This is a genomic window from Azospirillum sp. UFLA03-27 (assembly GCF_059803775.1).
The window spans coordinates 1-22,723 of sequence record NZ_JAUQTX010000018.1 but is presented as its reverse complement, the minus strand read 5'-3'; the positions used below and the strand labels follow the sequence as shown (position 1 = coordinate 22,723).

Here is a 22,723-nt window from a genome sequence, read left to right as displayed (position 1 = left end):
CTCCCGCCCCAATCGGGCGATACCGTGCGCCGCGACTCCCCAAGGCCCCCCAAAGGGCAAGGCAGCCCCATGCACGTCATCGTCATCTATGTCCTCGCGGTATCCGGCCTTCTGGCGCTGGTCAGCCTGCTCCCGCCACTGGCGGCCCGGCTGCGGGTGCCCTACACGGTGCTGCTGGCCGCCGTGGGCGTGGCACTGGGACTGGTGATCCAGACTTTTGCCGGCCAGGGCGGCACGGGTCCCTTTCATGACTTCCTGAATTCCCTGGCCGAGATGGACATCTCGTCCGAGGTGCTGATTTACGTCTTCCTGCCGGTGCTGCTGTTCGAAACGGCCTTGGCGGTGGACGTGCGGCGGCTGCTCGACGACGTGTGGCCGATCCTGCTGATGGCCGTTGTGGCGGTGTTCGTCTGCACCTTCGCCGTCGGCTATGCGCTGACCCTCTTCACCTCGATGGGGCTGGTGGCCTGCCTGCTGCTGGGGGCGATCGTCGCCACCACCGACCCGGCAGCGGTCGTCAGCATTTTCCGCGACCTCGGCGCGCCACGCCGCCTGACCATGCTGGTCGAGGGCGAAAGCCTGCTGAACGACGCCGCGGCCATCGCGCTGTTCACGCTGCTGCTCGGCATGCTGACCCGCAACGCCCATGGCGGGGCGACCGAAGCGGTGATGGAGTTCCTGCGCGACTTCGCCGGCGGCGTGCTGACCGGTTATGTGTGCGGGCGCGTGGTCTGCATGATCGTCGAGCCGGTGCGTGACCAGCCAATGGCCGAGATCACGCTGACCGTGGCGCTCGCCTATCTCAGCTATGTGCTGGCGGAGCATTATGTCGGCGCGTCGGGGGTCGTGGCGGTGGTCACGGCGGCGCTGGTCGTCGGCTCAGTCGGGCGCACGCGCATCTCCCCGGCCACATGGGGGGCGCTGGAGCATGTTTGGAAGCAGCTCGGCTTCTGGGCGAACTCGCTGATCTTCCTGATGACGGCGCTGCTGGTGCCGCGCCTGCTCGGCGGCATCGGCTGGAGCGATGTCGGGCTGGTGCTGGTCGTCGTCGGTGCGGCCACGGTGTCCCGCGCGCTGGTGCTGTTCGGTCTGCTGCCGCTGCTGTCCGGCACCGGTCTGGCCCAGCGCGTCAGTCACGCCTACAAAGCGGTGATGCTGTGGGGCGGCCTGCGCGGTGCGGTGTCGCTGACGCTGGCCCTGGCCGTCACCGAGAACGGGCGTGTGCCCGACCGGGTCCAAGGTTTCGTCGCGGTGCTGGTCACCGGCTTCGTCTTCTACACGCTGTTCATCAACGGCACGACGCTGCGCGCCGTCATCAACCTGCTGGGCCTGAACAAGCTGTCGCCGGTCGAGCACGCCATGCGCAACCGCGCGCTGGCTTTGTCGCTGACCGGCGTGCGTGAGCGGGTGGAGGGGCTTGCCCACCGCTACGAGGTTGACGAGCAGGCTGTCGGGTCCATTGTGTCGCAATACAGCGACCGGCTCGATGCCATCGTCCGGGAGCGGTCGACCGAAGCGCCGCTGAACAACGAGGACCGCGTGACCATCGGCCTCGTCATCCTGGTGAACCGCGAGGAGGAGCTGTATTACGAGCATTTCCGCGAAGGCATCCTGTCGCGCGGGGTGGCAGAGCTGCTGAACCGCCGCACCGGACGCCTGCTCGACGCGGTGAAGACCCAGGGGCGCGCCGGTTACCGTGCCTTCGAGGAGCCCTTCATCTCCTTCACGCCCTGGATGCGGGTCGCCAGCCTGCTGCACCGGCGGCTGGGCATCCACGCGCCGCTGGCCCGCCGGCTCGCCTTCCGGTTCGAGATTCTTCTCGGCGTGCGCACCGTGCAGCGCGAACTTCTCGAGTTCATCAACGACAAGGTCGGCCAAGTGCTGGGCACCGACGTCGCCTGCGAATTGGAAGGGATCCTGACCATCCGCCTCGCCATGGTCGAGCAGGCCCTGGCGGCGCTGAAGCTGCAGTATCCCGACTACGCGCTGATCCTGCAGAGCCGCTACGTCAGCCGCGCCGCCCTGAGGCTGGAGGAGGCGGATTACCGGGCGCTCTTCGCCGAATCGATCATCAGCCAGGAAATCCTAAGCGATCTGCAACGCGATCTGGACGACCGCCGCCGCGCGCTCGACGCCCTGCCGAAGCTTGATCTGCGGCTCGATCTGATGGACCTCGTCGGGCGGGTGCCGCTGTTTGAGGGGCTGGAGGGCGACCGTCTGCGCGGCATCGCCACCCTGCTGAAGCCACGGCTGGTCCTGCCCGGTGAGACCATCGTCCGGCGGGGCGAGCGCGGCGACGCCATGTTCTTCATCGCGTCCGGCGCCGTCGAGGTGCTGGTTCCGGGTCTGGACGAGCCGGTCCAGCTCGGCACCGGGGAGGTGTTCGGCGAGATGGCCCTGCTGACCCGCCAGCGGCGCAACGCCGATGTGCGTGCGATGGGCTATTGCCAACTGCTGGTCCTGGATGTGAGAGACTTCCATCGGCTGGTGAAGAAGGACGCAAGCCTGCGCGCCCATCTCCAGTCGGTGGCCGAGGCGCGGCGCAACCCGCCGCCCAAGCCTGTGGAGGAGGCCGTGACGCCCGTGGCGGAAGCGCGTGCGGTGGAAGCGCCCAAGCCGGACCTGTCCGGCGTCGCGCCCGCCCCGGACGCCCCGTCCTTGGCGGCCGAGGTTCCAACCGCGGAAGGCGCGCAGGCGCGGGGATAGGAGTCGAGGAAAAGCGATGACCGTGCAAGCGACCACCGCCGCCGCGGGCGGGCGGCCCGATTGGGTGCGCCTGATGCCGGGCGTCTTCGTCCTGCTGTGGAGCACCGGGTTCATCGGCGCCAAATACGGCCTTCCCTACGCGGAACCGCTGACCTTCCTGCTGGTGCGGCTGGGCTTGGTGGCCGTGGTCCTCGGCGTCGTCGCCCTGGTCACCGGAGCGCCCTGGCCGAAGAGCTGGGCCGAGGCCGGACGCATCGCGCTGGCCGGGCTTCTGGTGCACGGCGTCTATCTGACCGGGGTGTTCTGCGCCATCGCGAAGGGCATGCCGGCGGGTGTGACCGCGCTGATCGTCGGCATCCAGCCGTTGCTGACCGCCGCACTCTCTGGCCCGCTGCTGGGCGAGCGGGTGAGCGGACGGCAATGGGTGGGGTTCCTGATGGGGCTGGCCGGAGTCGGGCTGGTGGTGGGCGAGAAGCTCCACTTCGACTCCACCGACGCGCTGGGCATCGGGCTGGCGCTGGCCGCCCTGCTGGGCATCACCTTCGGCACGCTCTATCAGAAGCGCCACGGCACGGCGATGGACCTGCGCAGCGGTGCCGCGATCCAGTACGCCGCGACCGCGGCGGTGCTGGCGGTGCTGGCCCCGCTGTTCGAGACCATGCACATCGACTGGACCAGCGAATTTGTCTTCGCCCTGCTGTGGCTCAGCTTTGTGCTGTCGGTGGGAGCGATTTTCCTGTTGTTCCTGTTGATCCGGCACGGTGCGGCGGCGCGCGTGGCGAGCCTGTTCTATCTGGTCCCGCCGGTGACGGCGGTGATCGCCTGGGCGATGTTCGGGGAGCGGCTGGGGCTGCTGGCCCTGTCCGGCATGGCGCTGGCGGTCGCCGGGGTCGCCCTGGTCAATCGCAGCGCCAAGCGCGCGGCCTGACGCCGTGCGCATTGCCTCGGCGGGGCGCTCCGACTATGCTTTCCCGCACCGGCAAAAGATCCGGCGGCGTCCGCTGGTTCAACCACGCTTCGGCAAACCACATCGGAAGTGAGTGTCATGGACGGCCTGGAGCCCATCTCGCTCGATGACAACCAGACCCTGCAGGCCATCGGCATCCTGGCCGATGTCCTGGACGGGGTGGACGGCCCCGGCGGGCTGGACACGGTTCTGGTTTCCAAGGCGCTGCGGCAGGTGATCGCCACCAAGTCCCAGCCGGCCTTCGAATTCGCCACCCGCGCCTTCAACACGCTCGACGCCGACGTGCGCCGTCAGGTGGCGGAGACCGCCGATCAGGCGGCCCACGATTCGGTCGAGCTGCGCGCGCGCGTCGGTGGTTTCCTGGCGACCTCGGCCAAGGCGCCGGGGGCCGGCGGCCCGGCCACGCCGGCGCAGGCCACCAGCTTCCTCAACGCGCTCAATCTGCGCAACCGCCGCCGGTCGCCGCAGTCGGAGTGAGCCGGCGGGCTCCTCCGGTCCGATCGCCTGGATTCAGATCACCTGAGTTCAGATCACCTGGGTGTAGCGGTTCGGCTGGCCTTCGGCCGACCAGCGGGCGTGGATCTGGCCCTTGCCGTCGAAGATTAGCGATAGCCAATTGCGCTGTCGGATGATGCGTTTGCCCGATTCGGGAAAAGCCGGCATTTCGAAAACATAGCCGTTGGGCAGGGTTTCCTTGCGGCCGGCCAGCCATTCCAGGGCGAAGGCGGTGGCTTTGGCGGGCGGCGGGTGGACGACCCCCGACGCGATGAGCTGCCAGATCTCCACGCCGCCGCCGCGCAGCACGGCCCGCGCGCCCGCGTGGATTTCGCCCGACACGGAGGTCACCCGGCACCCGGTGCGCCGCGAGAATTCCGCCAGAAGGCCGATCAGGCGCAGCCATTCCTCGGCGTGGGCCGGGCTGCGCCACTGGTCGCGCAAATCGTCCTCGATTCCGACGCGGACGGGCGACAGGCCGACCGCCCGCTCCATCACGCCGGTGTCGAGGTAGAGCAGCGGCACGCTGGACATCAGGATCAGGTGCCGGCATCCCTTGAAGCGTTCCAGCCACTCCGGCAGGGCGTCCCACACCCGGTCCGACAGAACGCGGCGGGGGGTGCGGTCGCTGCGCATGTCCAGTGCCAGAACGCCGACATCGCCGAGCCGGAACCCCTGGCTGAAGGAGTCCAAAGGCGCCCCCCACACGCATTCCGGCTGGGCGCCCTCCATGGCGGCCAGTTGGAACAGCGAGAAGTGGCGGCGGGCGGCCGCGTAGACGCCGCGCCAAGCCGGGGACATCATCTCCTCGTCCGGGTGGGAGCCCCAGCCGTCGAAGATGTCGTGGTCATCCCACATCATCACCGAGGGAATTCGGGCGGTCACCGCCGCGGTTTCCGGCTGGCCCCAGACCCGCAGATAAAGGTCGAAGTAGAAGTCCGTCGCCTCCTCCGCCATGGCGGGGGTAAAGGGCTCATCCAAGCGGGCGGCGTCGGTCCGCTTCTTCCAGGCGCTGAGCAGCGGCGGCTTGCGCCACACCGCGTCGGCGTAGAGCTGATCGCCACCTTGCAGCAGCAGGTGAAAGCGCTCGCCCTCGTGACGGCGGCGCAGATCACCCCACAGGGCGTTGCGCGGTGCGTCCAGCCCGGTGATCTTCTCCTCGTCCTCCGCCCCGTTGCAGGAGACATAGGCGATCCGCGGCGACGAGGCGCGTCCCGGCACGGTCACCGCCCAGATGTCCCCCGGCGACGCCCCATCGGTGAAACCATAGGCGGCCTCGACATCGCGGGTGCCGCGCGGTATGGCGAAATCGAAACGCCAGACATGCCGGTTGCCCCACTGAGCGAGGTGGCGGGGCGGCACGGGCAGGGTTACGCCGTCCACCCGTAAATCATAGGGTTCGGCGTCGCCGTCCAGCACGAAGAGGGCGGACAGCCACCAGCGGTCGCCTTGCTCTCCCCGGAAATAAAGGACGGGACCCAGAATGATGTTCGGTGCCGGCCTGCCGCGCGCCATGGACGCTGTCTATCCTCTTCGTTCCCGCCGGTCCGGGCGCCCATGGCCCAGCTTCCGTTTCCGCGGCTCCTGTTTATGGGAAAAGCCGCAGGTCTGTAAAAGGGGCAAGCGTTGATCCGAAGGGGGAAGCCGCGTGGAAATGCGGGAGAACGCGCCGCGGTGGTGGAAGGCCAGGGTGCGGGCAAAAAAAGCGGGCGGCCGGGTCGTCCGGTCGCCCCTCATGTGACGATGGAACACGGGAATCGGGGGGCTAGTCCTTGCGGCGCTGCCTCAGCAGTTCGAGCATGCGCGCCGGTACCGGTTCTTCCAGCACGGGATCGTAAAGGCGGTGAAGCTCATCCACATGGCTCCTGTGGAAGGTCACCACGGCCTTCGCGTCGGCGTCGTCCTCTACGGACTGCTCGAACTCCTGACGCTCCTTATCGTCCAAGGCACCGTCAAGATATGCGTTGATATGGTTCATCGTCACACGCTTCATATCTTTTGATCCCGGAACGTCTCCGGAGGCCATCCCCCCGAGACGGAAACGATCCGCGACGCAGAGTTCAATATAGTGCGGCGGGCACGGCGTCGGGAGTGGTGACTTACCTCTTCTTATGGGGAGGATGCCGATACCGCCAAATGGTTGGCGAAGCGTACCCGATCGTTCCCCGTGGATGTTCGGCCACTCCGCTGCAGCCATACTCGTTTCGCACGCGGGATGTAACAGCCGCTCCCGTTGGTTGTTCCGGCGCCGGACTGTCCGATGCGATGGAAGAATCAACCTGTTGTACGGTTGCCATACCCCGCGGCGCATTCCCTGCCGCGCCCTAGGCGGCCATCAGGTTGTTCAGCCGTTCGCGGGCCCGGCACAGGCGGGACCGGATGGTGCCGATGGAGACGTTCAGCTTCTCCGCGGCCTCCTGATAGGGGCGGCCTTCGATGGCGACCAGCTTCACGACCTTGCGCTGGCTCGGGGTCAGAGCGCCGAAGGCGCGGTCCACGTCGCGGAAGACCAGCCGTGCGATCTGCGAGGCCTCGACCGACATGGCGCCGTCCCACAGTTCGACCTTGGTGACGTGCTTTTCACGTTGGAGGTTGTTGAAATGCAGGTTCTTCAGCATCGTGGTCAGCCAAGCCTGCATGTTGGTGCCGGGCTCGAAGCGATGCTGGCGGGACAGAGCGCGGGCAAGACAGTCCTGGGTGAGATCCTCGGCGGCGCTGACGTCGCGCGTCAACTTGCAGGCATAGCGCTGCAGGTTCGGCATGCAACGGATCAGTTCGGATTCGAAACAATACGCCATTGTTGCTCTTCCTCCAGCTTCTCTTCATTCGGCGGGGCTGCCGGTCCGTGGTGACGGCGCCCCCGTCCCGAGATTTCAGTTCGCGGGATTCAGACTCCCGAGGCTTCGGTGGGAGACGATCCCTTTTTCGACGCGCCCATTTTCGACGCGTGGTCCCTTCCGGCGCCGGTCCTGTGGCCGCGCCGGTTGTTGCGATTCGTGTCGGTGGTTTAGAATGCGGTGGTGCTGCCTAGCAGTGTCCGGGTGTCGGTCCGGCGCAGCACAATGAGCAGTTCGTCGTCATCAACGGTCTCCCGCTCTCCAGCCTGGGCAACTCCAAAGCGTTGATGCGCTTCGGTGTTGCTCCCGTTCGTGGTGACGTTGATTTCATAACGCGGTGGGAAGAGGCTTGTTCCCCGGCGGCCACAGCCGAAAACATCTTAGGAGGAGAAGTGATCGGAATGTGGGGGCCATCCAAACGGATGGCGGAACTGCCCGAAGGGGGATCTCAGGCTCCGGAGCCGGGCTTGCGCGGCCGCGATTCCAGGCGGCGCAGGAATTCGCCCATGATGAGGCGGTACAGACCGTCCTTCAGCTTGGCGTCCTCGACGCCGAGGTCGATGCTGGGGTTGTCGTTGATCTCGATGACGAAGACGCCGCGCTCGTTCTGCTTCACGTCTACGCCGTAGAGCCCGTCGCCGATCAGTCCCGCCGCCTTCACGGCGGTCTCGATGACCTCGCGCGGCGCCTCCTCGACGGCCAGCGTGCGTGCGGAGCCCTGTTCGGCGCGGCCGTTGCCGCCGTGCTTGACGATCTGCCAGTGCTTCTTCGCCATCAGATACTGGCAGACATAGATCGGCTGCCGGTTCAGCACGCCAACGCGCCAGTCGAACTCCGTGTACATGAACTCCTGGGCCAGGATCACGTCGGACTGCTCGAACAGGCCTTCGGCAGTCGCATCCAACTCGCTGCGGGTCTGCACCTTGAAGACGCCGCGGGAGAAGGAGCCGTCCGGAATCTTCAGGACGATGGGGTAGGGGATCTCCTGATCCAGCGTCGCCAGCCCGCGCTTGTCGAAGATCACCGTCTTCGGCGCCGGGATACGGTTGGCGCGCAACAGCTCGGCCAGATAGACCTTGTTGGTGCATTTCAGGATCGAGTTCGGATCGTCGATCACCGGCATGCCTTCCGTCGCCGCCTTCTTGGCGAAGCGGTAGGTATGGTGGTCGAGATTCGTCGTCTCGCGGATGAACAGCGCGTCGAACTCGGCGAGGCGGGCGTAGTCCTTCTTCTCGATCAGCTCGACCGCGATGCCCAGGCTTTCCCCGGCCTTGACGAATTTCTGGAGCGCGCGCGGGCTGGAGGGGGGAAGCTCCTCCTTCGGGTTGTGCAGGATGGCCAGCGTGTAGCGCGGCGGCGCCTTCGCCGCCGGCTCCCGCCAGGAGGTGCGGGTGTAGGCGTCGAGCGCCGCCTGGAACAGCGGCTCCTGGTCGGACCGAAGGTCGGCCAGAGACAGCGGCTCCAGGGCATGGACGGTCCAGCCCTCCTTCAGCCGCACCTGAACCTTCAGCAGGGGACAGCGGAACAGGTCGAAGATCGTCCGGGCGATGTCCTGGAACCGGGCGTCGTCGGCGTGGCCGAAGAAGAGGGTGAGGTTGAAGGACGCTTCCGGCGGGTGGTCCATCCGCTTGATCGCCTTGCGCAGCGCCTCCTCCACCTCGGCCAGTTGGGCGCGGTAGAAGGTCTTCTGCGACAGGTCCAGGATGGTCCGGACGGAGGGGATCACCCGCTCGCCGCGCGCCTCCGCCAGCAGCGAGACATAGTAGCCGGTGCCCAGATAGCGGTAGCTGCGCGAAAGGTTCAGCACCCGCGCGCCGCGCGGCGCCTGCTCCGGGTGGGCGATGTAGTCGCGGGCGCTGATCACCGGCAGCCCGTCCTTCGCCCATTTCACGTCCGCCCGGCGGTCGACGACCAGGAGATGCGCGGGCATCAGTCGGCGACCCCATCGGCGGCCCGATCAGAGGCCCGATCAGAGGGCTGGGGGCGAAGGAGAAGGGCGGCCTTCAACTGTGCCTTTCCGTAGCGGGCCATGCGCTCGAAATCGGCTTTCGGGATCGGCATGTTCATCCGGTCGATGTGAGCGTGGTGACGATCGTACACAAGCGGATCATGAACATAGAGAAAGCGGTCGTCGGCACCGGTCACGACGACCCAATGCGGAAATTTTTCGTGATAGATCCGGTAGGAGCTGATGAGCACGATGGGGATGGCCCCGCCCGCCACCGCGTCGGCCATGTCCTGGGCGGTCAGGGTGTTGTGGCGGACGGTGGCGCCGCTGCCTTCCAACTCGTCGAGGAAGTCCTCGTGCACGATGCGCATGACCTCCTTCTTTTCGTCGCTGCGCACGCTGTCCAGGAAGGGGGTGGCGTTGTCCTTGATGTGGATGTCCACCGCGAAGCCGCGCCGCGCCGCCGCCAGCGCCAGCCCGAACGGGCCGCAGCCGCCATGGCCGGAGGTCATGAAGACGGTGGTCGATTCCCGCCACAAGCGGATTTCGAGTTTCCGCCCCAGTTCGATCTCCACGGGCTTCAGCGCCTTCATCGCCATCATCAGGGCCGACGGGCCGCAGGTGAAGTCCAGGGTCTGCTGGTAGTAGGGGACCAGAGGCCCGCCCAGCGGCGCGCTGGGGCCGCTGTGGCCGAGGCGCTTCTCAAGCCGCAGCGCCTCCATATGGTCTTCATAATAGTCGGTGTAGACGCCGAACTCGCGGTAGCCGGCCTTCTTGTAGAGATCGATGGCCGCGGCGTTGTCGCGCCGCACCTCCAGCCGCAGGTAGATGCAGTCCCGCGAGCGGGCCGCCTGCTCCGCCGCGGCGAGCAGCCGCTTGGCGACGCCCTGGCCGCGGTGGCCGGGGTCGACGGCGAAGGAGTAGAGCCGGGCGAGCGAGGTGCCGGAATGGAAGGACACCAGGGCGTAGCCGACAACCGTGCCGCTGTGGACTTCCACAAGGCCAGTGGCCTTGGCTTTCGTGAGCAAATATTGAAAACTACGTCGGGTCAGGCGGTCGGTGGCGAAGCACCGCTCCTCGATGGCCAGCAGCGCGGGGATGTCCGCCGGCTGGGCCTGACGGAGCAGGATGGTGGCGTCGCCGGGCAGCTCCTGGCGGGAGTCCGCAGATTCGGTATTGTCGAGCATCGGGAGGTTCAAAGAGGCTGACACGGACGCCATCTTACTCCCTCCAGCGGGGCTTCGCAGCGATTACCGGTATGGGCGCGCTGCGGAGGTGGCCTTCGTTTTGACACAGCGCGTCTGGCACAAGGGCAAGCCCCGGCTGTTGCTCTGGACGAACGGCCTAGCCGTTTCGACTGGTTGGCCGCAGCGACTTAAACGTTGCTTAACCATGGACCCCGGAAACTGCCGCCGATGGAAGACCGGCTAAATAACCGCCGCTCCAGTTGGCCCTGGAAAGAAGAAAGTCAAGACATGGACGCTCGGTATAAGTCCCGCGAGATCGAACGCCGCAGTCTGGATGTCGACGGGCTGAAGCGCTCGTTTCTGGAGTGGCTGGTTTATTCCGTCGGCAAGGACGCGCGGGCGGCGACCCGGCGCGACTGGTTCCACACCGTGGCGCTGGCCGTGCGCGACCGCCTCGTGGACCGCTGGATGGACACGACGCGGACCTATTACCAGCAGGACGCCAAGCGCGTTTACTACCTCTCGCTGGAATTCCTGATCGGCCGCCTGCTGACCAACAGCCTCGCCAACCTCGGCATCACCGACCAGTGCCGTCAGGCGCTCGACCGCATCGGTCTGAACCTTGACGATGTGGTGGAGGCTGAGCCGGACGCGGCGCTCGGCAACGGCGGCCTCGGCCGTCTGGCCGCCTGTTTCCTCGACAGCATGGCGTCGGAAGCGCTGCCCGGCTACGGCTACGGCATCCGCTACGAGTTCGGCCTGTTCGAGCAGCGTTTTGAGCATGGCTGGCAGGTCGAGTATCCGGAGCAGTGGCTGCAGTTCGGCAACCCGTGGGAGTTCCCGCGCCCGGAGGTGCTGTACCCCGTCCAGTTCTACGGCCGCGTCGAGGAGTTCCGGGATTCGGTGGGCGAGCGCGCCTACCGCTGGGTCGACGCCGAGCGCGTGCTGGCCATGGCTTATGACACGCCGGTGGTCGGCTACGGCGGCGACACGATCAACACGCTGCGCCTGTGGTCGGCCCGCGCCACCCGCGACTTCAACTTCGGCCACTTCAACGACGGCGCCTACATGAAGGCGGTCGAGCAGAAGGTGCTGACCGAGAATCTGAGCCGCGTCCTCTACCCGAACGACGCGACGGAGGGCGGCAAGGAACTGCGGCTGAAGCAGGAGTACTTCTTCACCTCCGCCTCGCTGCAGGACATCCTGCGCCGCTATCTGCAGCACCATTCCAATTTCGACAGCCTCCCCGACAAGGCGGCGATCCAGCTCAACGACACGCACCCGGCCATCGGCATCGCCGAGCTGATGCGGCTGCTGGTGGACCAGCACGGCGTGACCTGGGACAAGGCGTGGGACATCACCCGCGCGACCTTCTCCTACACCAACCACACGCTGCTGCCGGAAGCGCTGGAGGCGTGGCCGGTGCGCATGATGGAGCGCGTGCTGCCGCGCCACATGCAGATCATCTACGAAATCAACGCCAAGTTCCTCAACCGCTCCAAGGCGCGGGCGGCGGGCGACAACGGCCGGCTGTCCCGCCTGTCGCTGATCGACGAGCGCGGCGACCGCCGGGTGCGCATGGGCAATCTGGCCTTCCTCGGCTCGCACAAGGTCAACGGCGTCTCGGCCCTGCACACCGAGCTGATGAAGCAGACCGTCTTCGCCGACTTCCACGCGGAGTTCCCGGAGCGCATCAACAACAAGACCAACGGCATCACGCCCCGCCGCTGGCTGCATCAGGCGAACCAGCCGCTGGCCGCACTGATCACCAGCCGCATCGGCAACGGCTGGATCAAGGACCTCAGCCAGATCAAGGCGCTGGCCGAGAAGGCCGACGATCTGGTCTTCCGCGAGGAGTTCCGCCGCGCCAAGCGCAAGAACAAGAAGCGGCTGGCCGCCTACATCGCGCGCCAGACCGGGGTGGACGTGCAGGTCGACAGCCTGTTCGACGTGCAGGTCAAGCGCATGCACGAGTACAAGCGCCAGCTCCTGAACATCCTCCAGGCGATCGCGCTGTACAACGAGATGCGCGACAACCCGACCGTCTCCTGGGTGCCGGTGACCAAGATCTTCGCCGGCAAGGCGGCGCCGAGCTATCACATGGCCAAGCTCATCATCAAGCTCATCAACGATGTGGCGAAGGTGGTGAACCATGACCCGTCGGTCCACGACAACCTGAAGATCGTCCTGCTGCCGAACTATAACGTGACGGCGGCGGAAATCATCATGCCGGCGGCCGACCTGTCGGAGCAGATCTCCACCGCGGGCATGGAGGCGTCGGGCACCGGCAACATGAAGCTGGCCCTGAACGGCGCGCTTACCATCGGCACGCTGGACGGCGCCAACGTCGAGATCCGCGAGCATGTGGGCGACGACAACATCTTCATCTTCGGTCTGACCGCGGAGGAGGTGAACGACCTGCGGGCCAGCGGCGGCTTCAACCCGCGCGACGTCATCGCGTCGAACCCCAGCCTGAAGCGGGCGCTGGACATGATCTCCACCGGCGTCTTCTCGCCGGACGATCCCCACCGCTACCACCCGATCCTCCAGGCGCTGACCGACGGCGGCGACCATTTCCTGGTGACGGCGGACTTCTCCGACTACTGCCAGGCGCAGCAGGCGGCCATGGACCTCTACCGCGACCAGGAGGAATGGACGCGCAAGGCCATCCTGAACACGGCCAACATGGGCTGGTTCTCCTCCGACCGCACCATCATGGAGTACGCGACGGAGATCTGGGACGTGCATCCCGTGAAGCCGGAGCATCCCGCCAAAAGCGAGACCTGACGCGGCCCTGTCCGGAGCCGGACAAAAATTGTGCTGCGAAGGCGCGGGCGCTTTACAAGCCCCGCGCCTTTCGTTTATCTAGCGAGTTATGAATCGCTCGCTCGCCATCACCATCACCACTACCAAAACGACCCGCTCCGGCGGGCCGTCGGACGGTGGCGTGCGTTGATCGAGTAAGACGCTTCACCCACCACGAAGGCCCCGCCGGACACGGACGGGGCCTTGGTGCATCTGGGGCCGCCGTCCACGCTCGATCCGGGCAAGACCAAAGGACGGACCACACCCATGAGCACCTCTTCTCCTTCTCCCCGCCGCGTCGCCATCGTTGGTGCCACGGGCGCCGTCGGCCGCGAGATGGTCGATGTTCTTCACCGCCGTTCGTTCCCGGTCGCGGAACTTGGCCTGTTCGCGTCGGAGCGCAGCGCCGGCCGCACGGTCGAGACCCCGTTCGGCGAGAAGACCCTCGTGGCGTTCGACGTCGAGAAGGTGAAGGGTTACGACATCGTCCTGCTCGCCGTGTCCGGTGATTTCGCCAAGGAGCACGCGCCGGCCATCGCCGCGGGCGGCGCGCTGGTGATCGACAACTCTTCGGCCTTCCGTTATGACGACAACGTCCCGCTGATCGTGCCCGAGATCAACGCCCACGCCATGGGCGATGCCAAGCTGATCGCGAATCCCAACTGCACGACCGCCATCGCCGTCGTGGCGCTCGGGCCCCTGCACAAGGCCTTCGGCCTGAAGCGCGTCATCGTCTCCACCTATCAGGCGACCAGCGGCGCCGGTGCGGAGGGCATGGCCGAGCTTGGGGAGCAGACCCGCAACCAGCTCGACGGCAAGCCGGTCGTCAACAGCGTGTTCCGCCACCCGATCCCCTTCAACCTGATCCCCCAGATCGACGCCTTCCAGGAGAACGGCTACACGAAGGAGGAGATGAAGGTGACCTGGGAGACCCGGAAGATCCTGGAAATCCCGGACCTGCCGGTCAGCTGCACCGCGGTGCGCATCCCGACCTACCGCGCCCACTCCGAGGCGATCACGGTCGAGACGCTGTCCCCGGTCACCCCGGACGCCGCCCGCGCCGTTCTGGCCGACGCGCCGGGCGTGGTGGTGAAGGACGTGCCGGCGGACGGCGTCTACCCGATGCCGCTGAACGCCACCGGCCAGTTCGACGTCGAGGTCGGCCGCATCCGCACCAGCCTGATCTTCGGCGACCACGGCCTCGACCTGTTCGTCTGCGGCGACCAGCTCCTGAAGGGTGCGGCGCTGAACGCCGTGCAGATCGCCGAGCTGAGCCTGTAAGGCACCCCGGAACCCTTCATCCCTGCGTCCGTCTGGCCTCCGTCCGTCTGGCGGCAGGGATGAAGGCTGGAACGGGCCGGTCTTCGCTGCTATCTATACGTCCGAACGAAGAGGGCCGTGGGGCGTTCCGCCTCCCGGCCCTCTTCGCCGTTGTCTGCACCGCTGAGTTACGGGAACGCGCATGTCCGAGCTTCTGGACGCTGTTTCCCGGCGTCGAACCTTCGCGATCATCGCGCATCCCGACGCCGGCAAGACCACCCTCACCGAAAAGCTGCTGCTGTTCGGCGGCGCCATCCAGATGGCCGGCGCCGTGAAGGCCCGCGGCGAGCAGCGCCGCGCCAAGTCGGACTGGATGAAGGTGGAGCGCGAGCGCGGCATCTCCGTGACCGCCTCCGTCATGACCTTCGATTACGAAGGGCGCACCTTCAACCTGCTGGACACGCCGGGCCACGAGGACTTCTCGGAGGACACCTACCGGACGCTGACCGCGGTGGACAGCGCCGTCATGGTGATCGACGGCGCGAAGGGCATCGAAAGCCAGACCTTGAAGCTGTTCGAGGTCTGCCGCCTGCGCGACGTGCCGATCATCACCTTCTGCAACAAGATGGACCGCGAGGCCCGCGACCCCTTCGACCTCATTTCCGAGATCGAAAGCTCGCTGGCGCTGGAGGTCACCCCGGCGAGCTGGCCCATCGGCATGGGCCGCGACTTCCTGGGCTGCTACGACCTGATCCGCGACCGTCTGATCCTGATGGACCGCACCAAGGGCGACGAGATCGACGACGGCATTGAGTGCAACGGCCTTGACGATCCGCGCCTCGACGAGCTTCTGCCGCACCACGCAGTGGCAAAGCTGCGCGAGGAGGTGGAGATGGCCCGCGGGCTGATGCCGCCCTTCGACCTGGAAGCCTATCGCGCCGGCCATCTGACGCCGATTTATTTCGGCTCGGCGATCAACAACTTCGGCGTGCGCGAGCTTCTCCAGGGCTTGGCCGAGAACGCCCCGCCGCCACGCCCGCAGCCGGCGGAGCAGCGCTCGGTTCAGCCGGACGAGGGCAAGTTCAGCGGCTTCGTGTTCAAGGTCCAGGCCAACATGGACCCCAACCACCGCGACCGCATCGCTTTCGTGCGCATCTGCTCCGGCAAGTTCAAGCGAGGGGCGAAGCTGAAGCATGTCCGGTCGGGCAAGCTGATGGCGGTGAACAACGCCGTGCTGTTCCTGGCCCGCGACCGCGAGCTGGCGGAAGAGGCGTGGCCCGGCGACATCATGGGCATCCCCAACCACGGGTCCTTGCGCATTGGCGACACGCTGACCGAGGGCGAGGATCTGCGCTTCACCGGCGTGCCGAGCTTCGCGCCGGAACTGCTGCAGCGTGTCCGCCTGGAAGACCCGATGCGCGTGAAGCATCTGCGCAAAGCGCTGGATCATTTCGCGGAGGAGGGTGCCTCCCAGGTGTTCAAGCCGCTGACCGGGGCGGATTGGGTGGTCGGCGTGGTCGGCCAGCTCCAGTTCGAGGTGCTGGCGGCCCGCATCGAGGCGGAATACGGCCTCGCCGCCCGCTTCGAGGGGGCGGGGGTGGACGCCGCCCGCTGGATCGAGACGGACGATGAGGACCAGCTCAAGAAGTTCCTCGACCTCAACCGCTCGGCGGCGGCGGAGGACCATGACGGGGCGCTGGTCTTCCTGGCCCGCAACGCTTGGCACCTGAACCGCACGCAGGAGGATTTTCCGGCCCTGCGCTTCCTGAAGACACGCGAGCAAAACCGCAAGGTGCACACCGCCGCGTAACGTTCATCCAAAGCCATGCGGAGCGCGCTGACCATTCGCCGGGATCGCGTTCCGCGTGTTGCTCCTCCTGTCTGATTCGAGTAGCGTTTGCTGACGCAGCCTCCGCGGCATGGTGCCGCAAGGCGTTGTGCTTCAAGGTTTCGGGGCAAGATCAGAGAAACGGTGGCGTTTCCGGACCCGGCTGGACCGCGGTCGGTGACCGAATAAAAGAGGGGCGGCATGTTCGGTGGCGTGGAAGCCTTCTTCGACACCAGCGCGTACTTGCCTCACGGCGTGTGCCTGTTCTGGCGTCCGGAAATCCTGACCCTGCACATCGTGTCCGATGTGTTGACCGGCCTTTCCTATTATTCGATTCCGGTGGCGCTGCTTTACTTCGTCGTGAGGCGCCGCGACGTGGCCTTCACCTGGATCGTCTGGCTGTTCGCCGCCTTCATCCTGGCCTGTGGCACAACGCATTTCTTCAGCCTGTGGACCTTGTGGTATCCCGACTATGCCGTGGAAGGCATCGTCAAGGCGCTGACCGCAATGGTGTCGGTGCTGACCGCCGTGGCCTTGTGGGTGCAGATGCCCAAGGCTCTCGCTTTGCCCAGCGCCACCCAGCTTGCCGACGCCAACGGAGCCCTTCAGCGCGAGATCGAGATCCGGCGTCAGGCCGAGTTGCGCTACGCCAGCTTCTTTAACAATCTGGCGGAGGGGCTGTTCGTCGTCACGGTGCTGCCGGACGGTGACTTCGCCTTCGACACGCTGAACCCCGCCCATGCGCGGGGGACGGGAATCGACCCGGAGACCATCCGCGGCCGGCTGGTCCGCGAGGCCGTACCGCCGGAGACCGCCGCGGCGGTGATCGAACGCTACAGCGCCTGCGTCGCCGCGGGCGGCCCGATCGATTATGAGGAGACGCTGGACCTTCCAGTCGGGCGGCGCACGTGGCACACCGTCCTGGTGCCGGTGCGCGGCGAGGGAGGGCAGGTGGTCCAGATTCTGGGCAGCTCCCGCGACATCACCGACCGCAAGAGGCTTCAGGAGGAACTGGTCCAGACCTCCAAGCTGGCGACGCTGGGCACGCTCGCTGCCGGCATGGCCCATGAGATGAGCCAGCCCCTGAACATCATCCGGATCTGGGCCGAGAACGCCCTGTCCCGCCTGCGCGACGGCGACACCGACACCGCGCGCCTGGACAAGGTGCTGACCATCATGTCGGAACAGGCGGAGCGCATGGGCCGCATCATCGACCATATGCGCACCTTCAGCCGCCGCGACGGCGCCACCCAGCGCTTCGACCCCGCGGCCAGCGTCCGCTCCGCCGTCGAACTGGTGTCCAACCAGTTCGCCTTGGAGAACATCGAGGTCGTGAGCGACGTCCCGGCCATCGACTGCGTCACGCGCGGCCGTCCCCTGCAACTGGAGCAGGTGCTGGTCAATCTGCTGTCCAACGCGCGCGACGCCATCCTGGAATGGCGCGCCGACCCCGACGGGTCACCCGCCGCCGGGCGGATCGCGGTGAACATGCGTTGCGACATGACCGCCGGGCGGGCCGTCATCACCATCACCGATGACGGCGGCGGCATCGATCCGGACGTCCTGCCGCGGATCTTCGACCCCTTCTTCACGACCAAGGAGGTTGGAAAGGGGTCGGGCCTCGGCCTGTCCATCGGCTATGGCATCATCGATTCCATGGGCGGACGGATCGACGCGGCGAACGTGACCCATGAGAACGGAAGCCGCGGCGTCCGCTTCACCATCACCGTGCCGGTGTCCCATCCCTCCGTTCAGGACGTGGAGCGCGCTCATGCCTGACCCTGTCACCGCTCCGTTGCATGTTCTGGTGGCCGAGGATGAAGCCTTGGCCGCCATGGCGCTGGAGGATTTCCTGTCCCGCAAGGGGTACCGCGTGACCCTGGCCCAGGACGGGCAGGAGGGGCTGGAGCGCTACAGCGCCGACCCCGCCGACCTTGTCATCACCGATCTGCGCATGCCGCGGATGGACGGCCGCGCCCTGATCCGCGAGCTGCGGATCAAGGCCGCCGGCCTGCCGATCCTGGTGATGACCGGCTTCCTGTCGATGGAGGCAGGGGAGGACGACCTGACGTCCGACCGCTGGCAGCCGTTGGTGGTGCTGCGCAAGCCGGTCAGCCCGCAGGTCATCCTGGACACGCTCGCCAGCCTTGCACAGGCAGCGAAGCTGCGGCCCGCATGATCGCGGACCGTTAGAAACGGTCGCGCAGTTCCGGCAGGGGGACGATGCGAACCCCCTTGGCCTCCAGGGTGCGGCGCAGGTTGCCCGCCATGGCGACGGCGCTCGGCTCGTCGCCGTGGACGCAGACGGAATGGACGGTGCAGGGAATGCGCGTGCCGGTGACCGATAGGATCACCCCCTCCTCCAGCATGCGCAGGACGTTGGCGGCCGCCACGTCCGGGTCGTGGACCATCGCGCCGGGCTGGCCGCGCGGCACGAGGTTGCCGTTGTCGTCGTAGGCGCGGTCGGCGAAGACCTCCTCCGCCGTGGGCAGGCCCAGCGTCCGCCCGGCCCGCGCCATCTCCGAACCGGCGGTGGCGAGGTAGATCAGCGAGGGATCGACACCCTTGATCGCCCGCCCGATCGCCAGGGCCAGCCCCTCGTCCACCGCCGCCATGTTGTTCAGCGCGCCGTGCGCCTTCACATGGGTGACCGTCCCGCCGGCAGTGGCGGCGATGCCCATCAGCGCCCCGATCTGATAGGCGACCATAGCCTCGACCTCCGCCGCCGACATCCTCATGGGACGGCGTCCGAAGCCCTGGAGGTCGGGGTAGGAGGGGTGGGCGCCCAGGCTGACACCCTTCGCCACCGCGTTCCGGACGGTCCGCGCCATCACCAGCGGGTCGCCGGCGTGGAAGCCGCAGGCGATGTTGGCGGAGGCGACGATGCCGAGCATGGAGTCGTCGTCGCCGATGTCGTAGGCGCCGAAGCCCTCGCCCAGGTCGGCGTTCAGGTTCACGGTGATGGTCATGGTGCCCTCCCGCACATCTGTTCTTGGTTCAGGATGTCACCGTTGCCGTTGACGATGTCGACGACCCCGGACACGAGGTTTTCCGCGTAGAGCGCCTCCAGATCGACACCGCCCGCCGGGCGCACCGGGCGGATGGCGCGGACCCAGCCGCCGAGGGTCTGTTCCTGGCGCCGCCGGATGGCCTCTGCCTCCTCCACCGTGACGGCCCGGAAGCTCAGGGCGCCGCCGGGGCTCAGCCGGCCGACGCGGGGCAGGTCGGCGGAGATCACCGTGGCGATCTTGGCGTAGCCGCCCGCCGTCTGGTGGTCGTTCAGCAGAAGGATCGGCTGGCCGTTGCCGGGCACCTGGATGGAGCCGGTGACCAGCCCGTCCGACGGGATGTCCGCGGAACCGGTGTGGGCAAGCGTCGGGCCGTCGAGCCGCAGGCCCATGCGGTCGGCGTCCTTGCCGACGCTGTAAGTGGCCGACAGGAAGGTCTCCACCGCCTCCGCCGTGAAACGGTCCTCCTGCGGGCCGAGCACCACCCGCACCGGCCCGCCGCCATAGTCCGGCGGCTCCGGCAGCTCCACGTCGGCGCCCGGTGGGGCGTCGTTGCGGTTGAGCGGCAGGCGCGTCCCGTCGCCCAGCGGTTTGCCGCCGAGCGGCCCGATGCCGGCGCGCACGTAAGTGGACAGGCTGCCCAGGAACGGTTCCAGCGCGAAGCCGCCGGCCACCGCCAGATAGGCGACGGCCGCCCCGGTGACCGCACCCAGCTTCAGCACGTCACCGCGCACCAGCGTGTGGCTGCGGTGGGGTTCCAGCGGCTGGGGCGATTGCCCCTCGCGCTCCAGGCTCAGCGCCATGGGGCCGACGACGGCGACGCGCACGCCATCGGCTTCTACTTTCAGGGCGGGGCCGAGCAGGGCGATCTCCACCCCCGCCGTGCCCAGCGGATTGCCGACCAGCGCGTTGGCGAGACGCAGGGCGATGGGGTCGAGCGCGCCAGCCACCGGCATGCCGAGTTCCTGATGGCCGAAGCGGCCGAGGTCCTGGATGGTGGCGAACAGCCCTGGCCGGACAACCGTAAGACAGGGGGCGCTCATGATGCGGCCCTCAGTGTGTCGGGATCGAAGTGCCCAGCGGCGGCGGCGGCGGACAGGGTGTCGAAGCGGGCGCGGTCCACCGCCTCGAACCGCACACGGTCGCCGGCGGCGAGCAGGACCGGAGAGGGACGGGCGCCGTCGTAGAGCGGCACCGGGCAGCGCCCGATCAGGTGCCAGCCGCCGGGGCTCTCCCACGGATAGACGGTGGTCAGCCGCCCGGCGGTGGCGACGGAGCCCGCCGGCACGCGGACCCGCGGCTCGCTGCGCCGCGGCCTCTCCATCTCCGCCGGCAGGTCACCCATGTAGGCGAAGCCTGGCATGAAGCCCAGCATGTAGACGAAATACTCCGTCGACCCGTGGAGGTCGATCAGCCGATCCGCAGACAGGCCGAGCGAAGAGGACAGTTCCAAAAGATCCGGCCCCAAATCGGGATCGTAGCAGACGGGCAGGCGCCACAGGGTGCCTTCGACCGGCGCTCCACCGGCGTGGGTCAGTTCTGCCTCGACGGCGGCCTGGACCTCCCGACGGCTGGTGACCGCCGGGTCATAGACGACCTGGAGCGAGCGGAAGGTCGGTACCGTCTCCACCAGACCCGGCGGTGCGGCGGCCTTCAGGCGGGCGTGCAGAGCCATGACGCGGGCGTTGGTGGGGCGGTCGATGCCTTCGCCGAACTCCACGTTGAAGGCGGTGTCGCCCGCCGTGGTGAAACGGACGTCCATGATGCCGCTCCTCACCCGATCATCAGCGAGGGCAGCCACGTCACCATGCCCGGGAAGATCCAGAGCAGCGCCACCATCAGGATCATCATCACGAAGAAGGGCAGGCTGGCCTTGCCGATGGTGAAGATGCTCTTGCCCGTCATGGATTGCAGGACGAACAGGTTGAAGCCCACCGGCGGGGTGATCTGCGCCATTTCCACCACGATGATGATGTAGATGCCGAACCACAGCAGGTCGATCCCGGCGTTCTGCACCATCGGCAGGATGACCGAGGTGGTCAGCACGACCATCGAAATGCCGTCGAGGAAGCAGCCCATGACGATGAAGAACAGCGTCAGCACGACCAGCAGCGCCGCGGTGGAGAGCTGCATGGAGGTGATCCACTCCGCCAGCAGGCGCGGAATGCCGGTGTAGCCCATGGCGACGGTCAGGAAGGCCGCGCCCGCCAGGATGAAGCCGATCATGCAGGAGGTGTGCGCCGCCCCCATCACGCTGTCGCGGAAGGTCGCCCAGCTCATCGTGCCGGTGACCAGCGCCAGCAGCAGCGATCCCAAGACGCCGATGCCCGCGGCCTCCGTCGGCGTGGCGATGCCCGCGTAGATGGAGCCGAGCACCCCGACGATCAGCAGCATGACCGGGATCAGCGACCCGGTATCGCGGATCTTCTCCGCGAAGCTCTGGCGCGCCTCCCGCGGCGGCACGCGGTCGGGATTCAGCAGCGACCAGCCGCCCACATAGAGCATGAACAGGCCGGTCAGCACGATCCCAGGAATGACGCCGGCGATGAACAGCCGGGCGATCGACACGTCCGCCGCCACGCCATAGACGATCATGATGATCGAGGGCGGGATCAGCAGGCCCAACGTTCCTGCGCCGGCCAGCGAGCCGACGATCATCATCGGGTCGTAGCCGCGCCGGGTCAGCTCCGGGATGGTCATCCGCCCGATGGTCGCGGCGGTCGCGGCCGAGGAGCCCGAGACGGCGGCGAAGATCGTGCAGCCGACGATGTTGACGTGCATCAGCCGTCCCGGCAGCCAGCCCGTCCATGGCGCCAACCCCTTGAACATGTCCGACGAAATGCGCGTTCGGAACAGGATCTCGCCCATCCAGATGAACAGCGGCAGGGCGGTCAGGGTCCAGCTCGTGCTGGCGCCCCAGATGTTGGTCGCCATGACCATGCCGACGGGGCGGGTGGTGAACAGCGCCATGGCGACGAAGCCGACGCCGGCCAGCGCCAGGGCCACCCAGATGCCGGTCCCCAGCATCAGGAGCATCGTCACCACGACGACAATGGAAGCGGTCGTCTGGTCCATGGGTCAGCCCTCGCTCTGCATGCCGGCGCTTTGGTAGGACGCCTCGCGCCCCCGGATCACCGCCAGCAGGTCATCGAGGAAGGCAATCACCAGGATCACCAGCCCGACGCCCATGGCGGCCTGCGGAATCCACAGCGGGATGGGCAGAACGCCCTGTCCCAGATCGCCGAAATCGTAGGAATCGTAGGTCATGCGCAGCCAGTACCACGCGAAATAGCCGCTCAGCGCCGTGCCGAAGCCGAGGCAGACCAGTTCCACGACACGGCGGGGGCCGCCGCGCAGCCGGTCGACCAGCACGCCGACGCGGATGTGCGCGCCGCGGCGCAGCGCCGGTCCCAGCATCAGGAAGAAGGAGGCGGCCATGCAGTAGCCGGCCAGCTCGTCGGCTCCCGGCACCATGCGGCTGGCCAGCCGGGCGAAGACCTGGGACACGATCAGCACGGCGATCAGCACCAGGAACACCGCACCCAGGATCTCGGCGGCGCGGTAAAGGAAGGTCAATGCGGTGCGCATGGCGCGACCACCTCCGGGTAGAGCGGGCGGGGGGTGTTTTATCTGTCTCTTATACACATCTCCGAGCCCACGAGACTATAACAGCTATCTCGTA

The 22,723-nt window shown here is 67.2% G+C and carries 18 protein-coding genes; 8 read left to right on the top strand and 10 right to left on the bottom strand.

The window, feature by feature from the left end; all coding sequences use genetic code 11:
* The first annotated feature begins 69 nt into the window (after positions 1-69).
* The 3 genes from Q4I23_RS04720 to Q4I23_RS04710 all read left to right on the top strand — a co-directional run bounded on the left by Q4I23_RS04720 (position 70) and on the right by Q4I23_RS04710 (position 4,150).
* Positions 70-2,706: a cation:proton antiporter gene (locus Q4I23_RS04720; RefSeq protein WP_498525453.1), complete on the top strand. Its 2,637-nt coding sequence runs from the start codon at positions 70-72 to the stop codon at positions 2,704-2,706.
* Between the two features lie 16 nt (positions 2,707-2,722).
* Positions 2,723-3,634 carry a DMT family transporter gene (locus Q4I23_RS04715; RefSeq protein WP_498525452.1) on the top strand — a complete coding sequence of 304 codons (912 nt, stop codon included), beginning with the start codon at positions 2,723-2,725 and terminating at the stop codon, positions 3,632-3,634.
* Between the two features lie 117 nt (positions 3,635-3,751).
* A complete protein-coding gene (locus Q4I23_RS04710) occupies positions 3,752-4,150 on the top strand; it encodes a hypothetical protein (RefSeq protein WP_014197122.1) in 399 nt (132 codons plus the stop codon).
* A 48-nt stretch (positions 4,151-4,198) separates the two neighbouring features.
* Here the strand turns inward: Q4I23_RS04710 and Q4I23_RS04705 are convergent, their stop codons facing one another.
* The 5 genes from Q4I23_RS04705 to rimI all read right to left on the bottom strand — a co-directional run bounded on the left by Q4I23_RS04705 (position 4,199) and on the right by rimI (position 10,140).
* A complete protein-coding gene (locus tag Q4I23_RS04705) occupies positions 4,199-5,683 on the bottom strand; it encodes an alkaline phosphatase D family protein (RefSeq protein WP_454016652.1) in 1,485 nt (494 codons plus the stop codon).
* A gap of 250 nt (positions 5,684-5,933) precedes the next feature.
* Positions 5,934-6,161: an anti-sigma factor family protein gene (locus tag Q4I23_RS04700; RefSeq protein WP_103039101.1), complete on the bottom strand. Its 228-nt coding sequence runs from the start codon at positions 6,159-6,161 to the stop codon at positions 5,934-5,936.
* A gap of 331 nt (positions 6,162-6,492) precedes the next feature.
* Positions 6,493-6,966 carry a sigma-70 family RNA polymerase sigma factor gene (locus Q4I23_RS04695; RefSeq protein WP_035676146.1) on the bottom strand — a complete coding sequence of 158 codons (474 nt, stop codon included), beginning with the start codon at positions 6,964-6,966 and terminating at the stop codon, positions 6,493-6,495.
* A 487-nt stretch (positions 6,967-7,453) separates the two neighbouring features.
* Positions 7,454-8,935: a RimK family ATP-grasp domain-containing protein gene (locus Q4I23_RS04690; protein ID WP_498525451.1), complete on the bottom strand. Its 1,482-nt coding sequence runs from the start codon at positions 8,933-8,935 to the stop codon at positions 7,454-7,456.
* The gene (gene rimI / locus Q4I23_RS04685) at positions 8,935-10,140 is read right to left on the bottom strand and encodes a ribosomal protein S18-alanine N-acetyltransferase (RefSeq protein ID WP_498525450.1); all 1,206 of its coding nucleotides are present in this window, start codon (positions 10,138-10,140) and stop codon (positions 8,935-8,937) included. The genes Q4I23_RS04690 and rimI overlap by 1 nt, the downstream gene beginning before the upstream one ends.
* Positions 10,141-10,428: 288 nt before the next feature.
* Here rimI and Q4I23_RS04680 point away from each other — a divergent pair, with 288 nt between their 5' ends.
* The 5 genes from Q4I23_RS04680 (at position 10,429) to Q4I23_RS04660 (ending at position 18,212) form a co-directional block, all read left to right on the top strand.
* Positions 10,429-12,927, top strand: coding sequence for a glycogen/starch/alpha-glucan phosphorylase (locus tag Q4I23_RS04680; protein ID WP_498525449.1), 2,499 nt, complete (start codon positions 10,429-10,431; stop codon positions 12,925-12,927).
* Between the two features lie 285 nt (positions 12,928-13,212).
* A complete protein-coding gene (locus tag Q4I23_RS04675; protein ID WP_498525448.1) occupies positions 13,213-14,226 on the top strand; it encodes an aspartate-semialdehyde dehydrogenase in 1,014 nt (337 codons plus the stop codon).
* Positions 14,227-14,407: 181 nt separating this feature from the next.
* Positions 14,408-16,015: a peptide chain release factor 3 gene (locus Q4I23_RS04670; protein WP_498525447.1), complete on the top strand. Its 1,608-nt coding sequence runs from the start codon at positions 14,408-14,410 to the stop codon at positions 16,013-16,015.
* A gap of 219 nt (positions 16,016-16,234) precedes the next feature.
* On the top strand, positions 16,235-17,812 hold the full coding sequence (locus tag Q4I23_RS04665) for a PAS domain-containing sensor histidine kinase (RefSeq protein ID WP_454016656.1): 1,578 nt from the start codon (positions 16,235-16,237) through the stop codon (positions 17,810-17,812).
* Entirely contained in the window at positions 17,805-18,212 is a 408-nt protein-coding gene (locus Q4I23_RS04660; RefSeq protein WP_237906127.1) for a response regulator, read from the top strand. Before Q4I23_RS04665 ends, Q4I23_RS04660 begins: the two co-directional genes overlap by 8 nt.
* A 10-nt stretch (positions 18,213-18,222) precedes the next feature.
* Here Q4I23_RS04660 and Q4I23_RS04655 read toward each other — a convergent pair whose 3' ends face one another.
* The 5 genes from Q4I23_RS04655 to Q4I23_RS04635 are packed head-to-tail and all read right to left on the bottom strand — an operon-like array spanning position 18,223 to position 22,629.
* Positions 18,223-19,002, bottom strand: coding sequence for a LamB/YcsF family protein (locus tag Q4I23_RS04655; protein ID WP_498525446.1), 780 nt, complete (start codon positions 19,000-19,002; stop codon positions 18,223-18,225).
* Entirely contained in the window at positions 18,999-20,084 is a 1,086-nt protein-coding gene (locus tag Q4I23_RS04650) for a 5-oxoprolinase subunit C family protein (RefSeq protein ID WP_498525445.1), read from the bottom strand. The genes Q4I23_RS04655 and Q4I23_RS04650 overlap by 4 nt, the downstream gene beginning before the upstream one ends.
* Complete coding sequence (gene pxpB / locus Q4I23_RS04645; RefSeq protein ID WP_498525444.1) at positions 20,081-20,803, bottom strand: 5-oxoprolinase subunit PxpB; 723 nt, start codon at positions 20,801-20,803, stop codon at positions 20,081-20,083. The genes Q4I23_RS04650 and pxpB overlap by 4 nt, the downstream gene beginning before the upstream one ends.
* Positions 20,804-20,814: 11 nt before the next feature.
* The gene (locus Q4I23_RS04640; RefSeq protein ID WP_454016660.1) at positions 20,815-22,116 is read right to left on the bottom strand and encodes a TRAP transporter large permease; all 1,302 of its coding nucleotides are present in this window, start codon (positions 22,114-22,116) and stop codon (positions 20,815-20,817) included.
* 3 nt (positions 22,117-22,119) lie between these two features.
* Positions 22,120-22,629 (bottom strand): TRAP transporter small permease, encoded by a 510-nt coding sequence (locus tag Q4I23_RS04635; RefSeq protein ID WP_454016661.1) that lies wholly within the window; start codon positions 22,627-22,629, stop codon positions 22,120-22,122.
* Between the last annotated feature and the right edge of the window lie 94 nt (positions 22,630-22,723).

Excerpts from the sequence above, each read along its gene's own strand:
- Q4I23_RS04720 (WP_498525453.1), top strand. The coding sequence starts at position 70 with ATGCACGTCATCGTCATCTATGTCCTCGCGGTATCCGGCCTTCTGGCG.
- Q4I23_RS04715 (WP_498525452.1), top strand. The coding sequence starts at position 2,723 with ATGACCGTGCAAGCGACCACCGCCGCCGCGGGCGGGCGGCCCGATTGG.
- Q4I23_RS04710 (WP_014197122.1), top strand. The coding sequence starts at position 3,752 with ATGGACGGCCTGGAGCCCATCTCGCTCGATGACAACCAGACCCTGCAG.
- Q4I23_RS04705 (WP_454016652.1), bottom strand. The coding sequence starts at position 5,683 with ATGGCGCGCGGCAGGCCGGCACCGAACATCATTCTGGGTCCCGTCCTT.
- Q4I23_RS04700 (WP_103039101.1), bottom strand. The coding sequence starts at position 6,161 with ATGAAGCGTGTGACGATGAACCATATCAACGCATATCTTGACGGTGCC.
- Q4I23_RS04695 (WP_035676146.1), bottom strand. The coding sequence starts at position 6,966 with ATGGCGTATTGTTTCGAATCCGAACTGATCCGTTGCATGCCGAACCTG.
- Q4I23_RS04690 (WP_498525451.1), bottom strand. The coding sequence starts at position 8,935 with ATGCCCGCGCATCTCCTGGTCGTCGACCGCCGGGCGGACGTGAAATGG.
- rimI (WP_498525450.1), bottom strand. The coding sequence starts at position 10,140 with ATGCTCGACAATACCGAATCTGCGGACTCCCGCCAGGAGCTGCCCGGC.
- Q4I23_RS04680 (WP_498525449.1), top strand. The coding sequence starts at position 10,429 with ATGGACGCTCGGTATAAGTCCCGCGAGATCGAACGCCGCAGTCTGGAT.
- Q4I23_RS04675 (WP_498525448.1), top strand. The coding sequence starts at position 13,213 with ATGAGCACCTCTTCTCCTTCTCCCCGCCGCGTCGCCATCGTTGGTGCC.
- Q4I23_RS04670 (WP_498525447.1), top strand. The coding sequence starts at position 14,408 with ATGTCCGAGCTTCTGGACGCTGTTTCCCGGCGTCGAACCTTCGCGATC.
- Q4I23_RS04665 (WP_454016656.1), top strand. The coding sequence starts at position 16,235 with ATGTTCGGTGGCGTGGAAGCCTTCTTCGACACCAGCGCGTACTTGCCT.
- Q4I23_RS04660 (WP_237906127.1), top strand. The coding sequence starts at position 17,805 with ATGCCTGACCCTGTCACCGCTCCGTTGCATGTTCTGGTGGCCGAGGAT.
- Q4I23_RS04655 (WP_498525446.1), bottom strand. The coding sequence starts at position 19,002 with ATGACCATCACCGTGAACCTGAACGCCGACCTGGGCGAGGGCTTCGGC.
- Q4I23_RS04650 (WP_498525445.1), bottom strand. The coding sequence starts at position 20,084 with ATGAGCGCCCCCTGTCTTACGGTTGTCCGGCCAGGGCTGTTCGCCACC.
- pxpB (WP_498525444.1), bottom strand. The coding sequence starts at position 20,803 with ATGGACGTCCGTTTCACCACGGCGGGCGACACCGCCTTCAACGTGGAG.
- Q4I23_RS04640 (WP_454016660.1), bottom strand. The coding sequence starts at position 22,116 with ATGGACCAGACGACCGCTTCCATTGTCGTCGTGGTGACGATGCTCCTG.
- Q4I23_RS04635 (WP_454016661.1), bottom strand. The coding sequence starts at position 22,629 with ATGCGCACCGCATTGACCTTCCTTTACCGCGCCGCCGAGATCCTGGGT.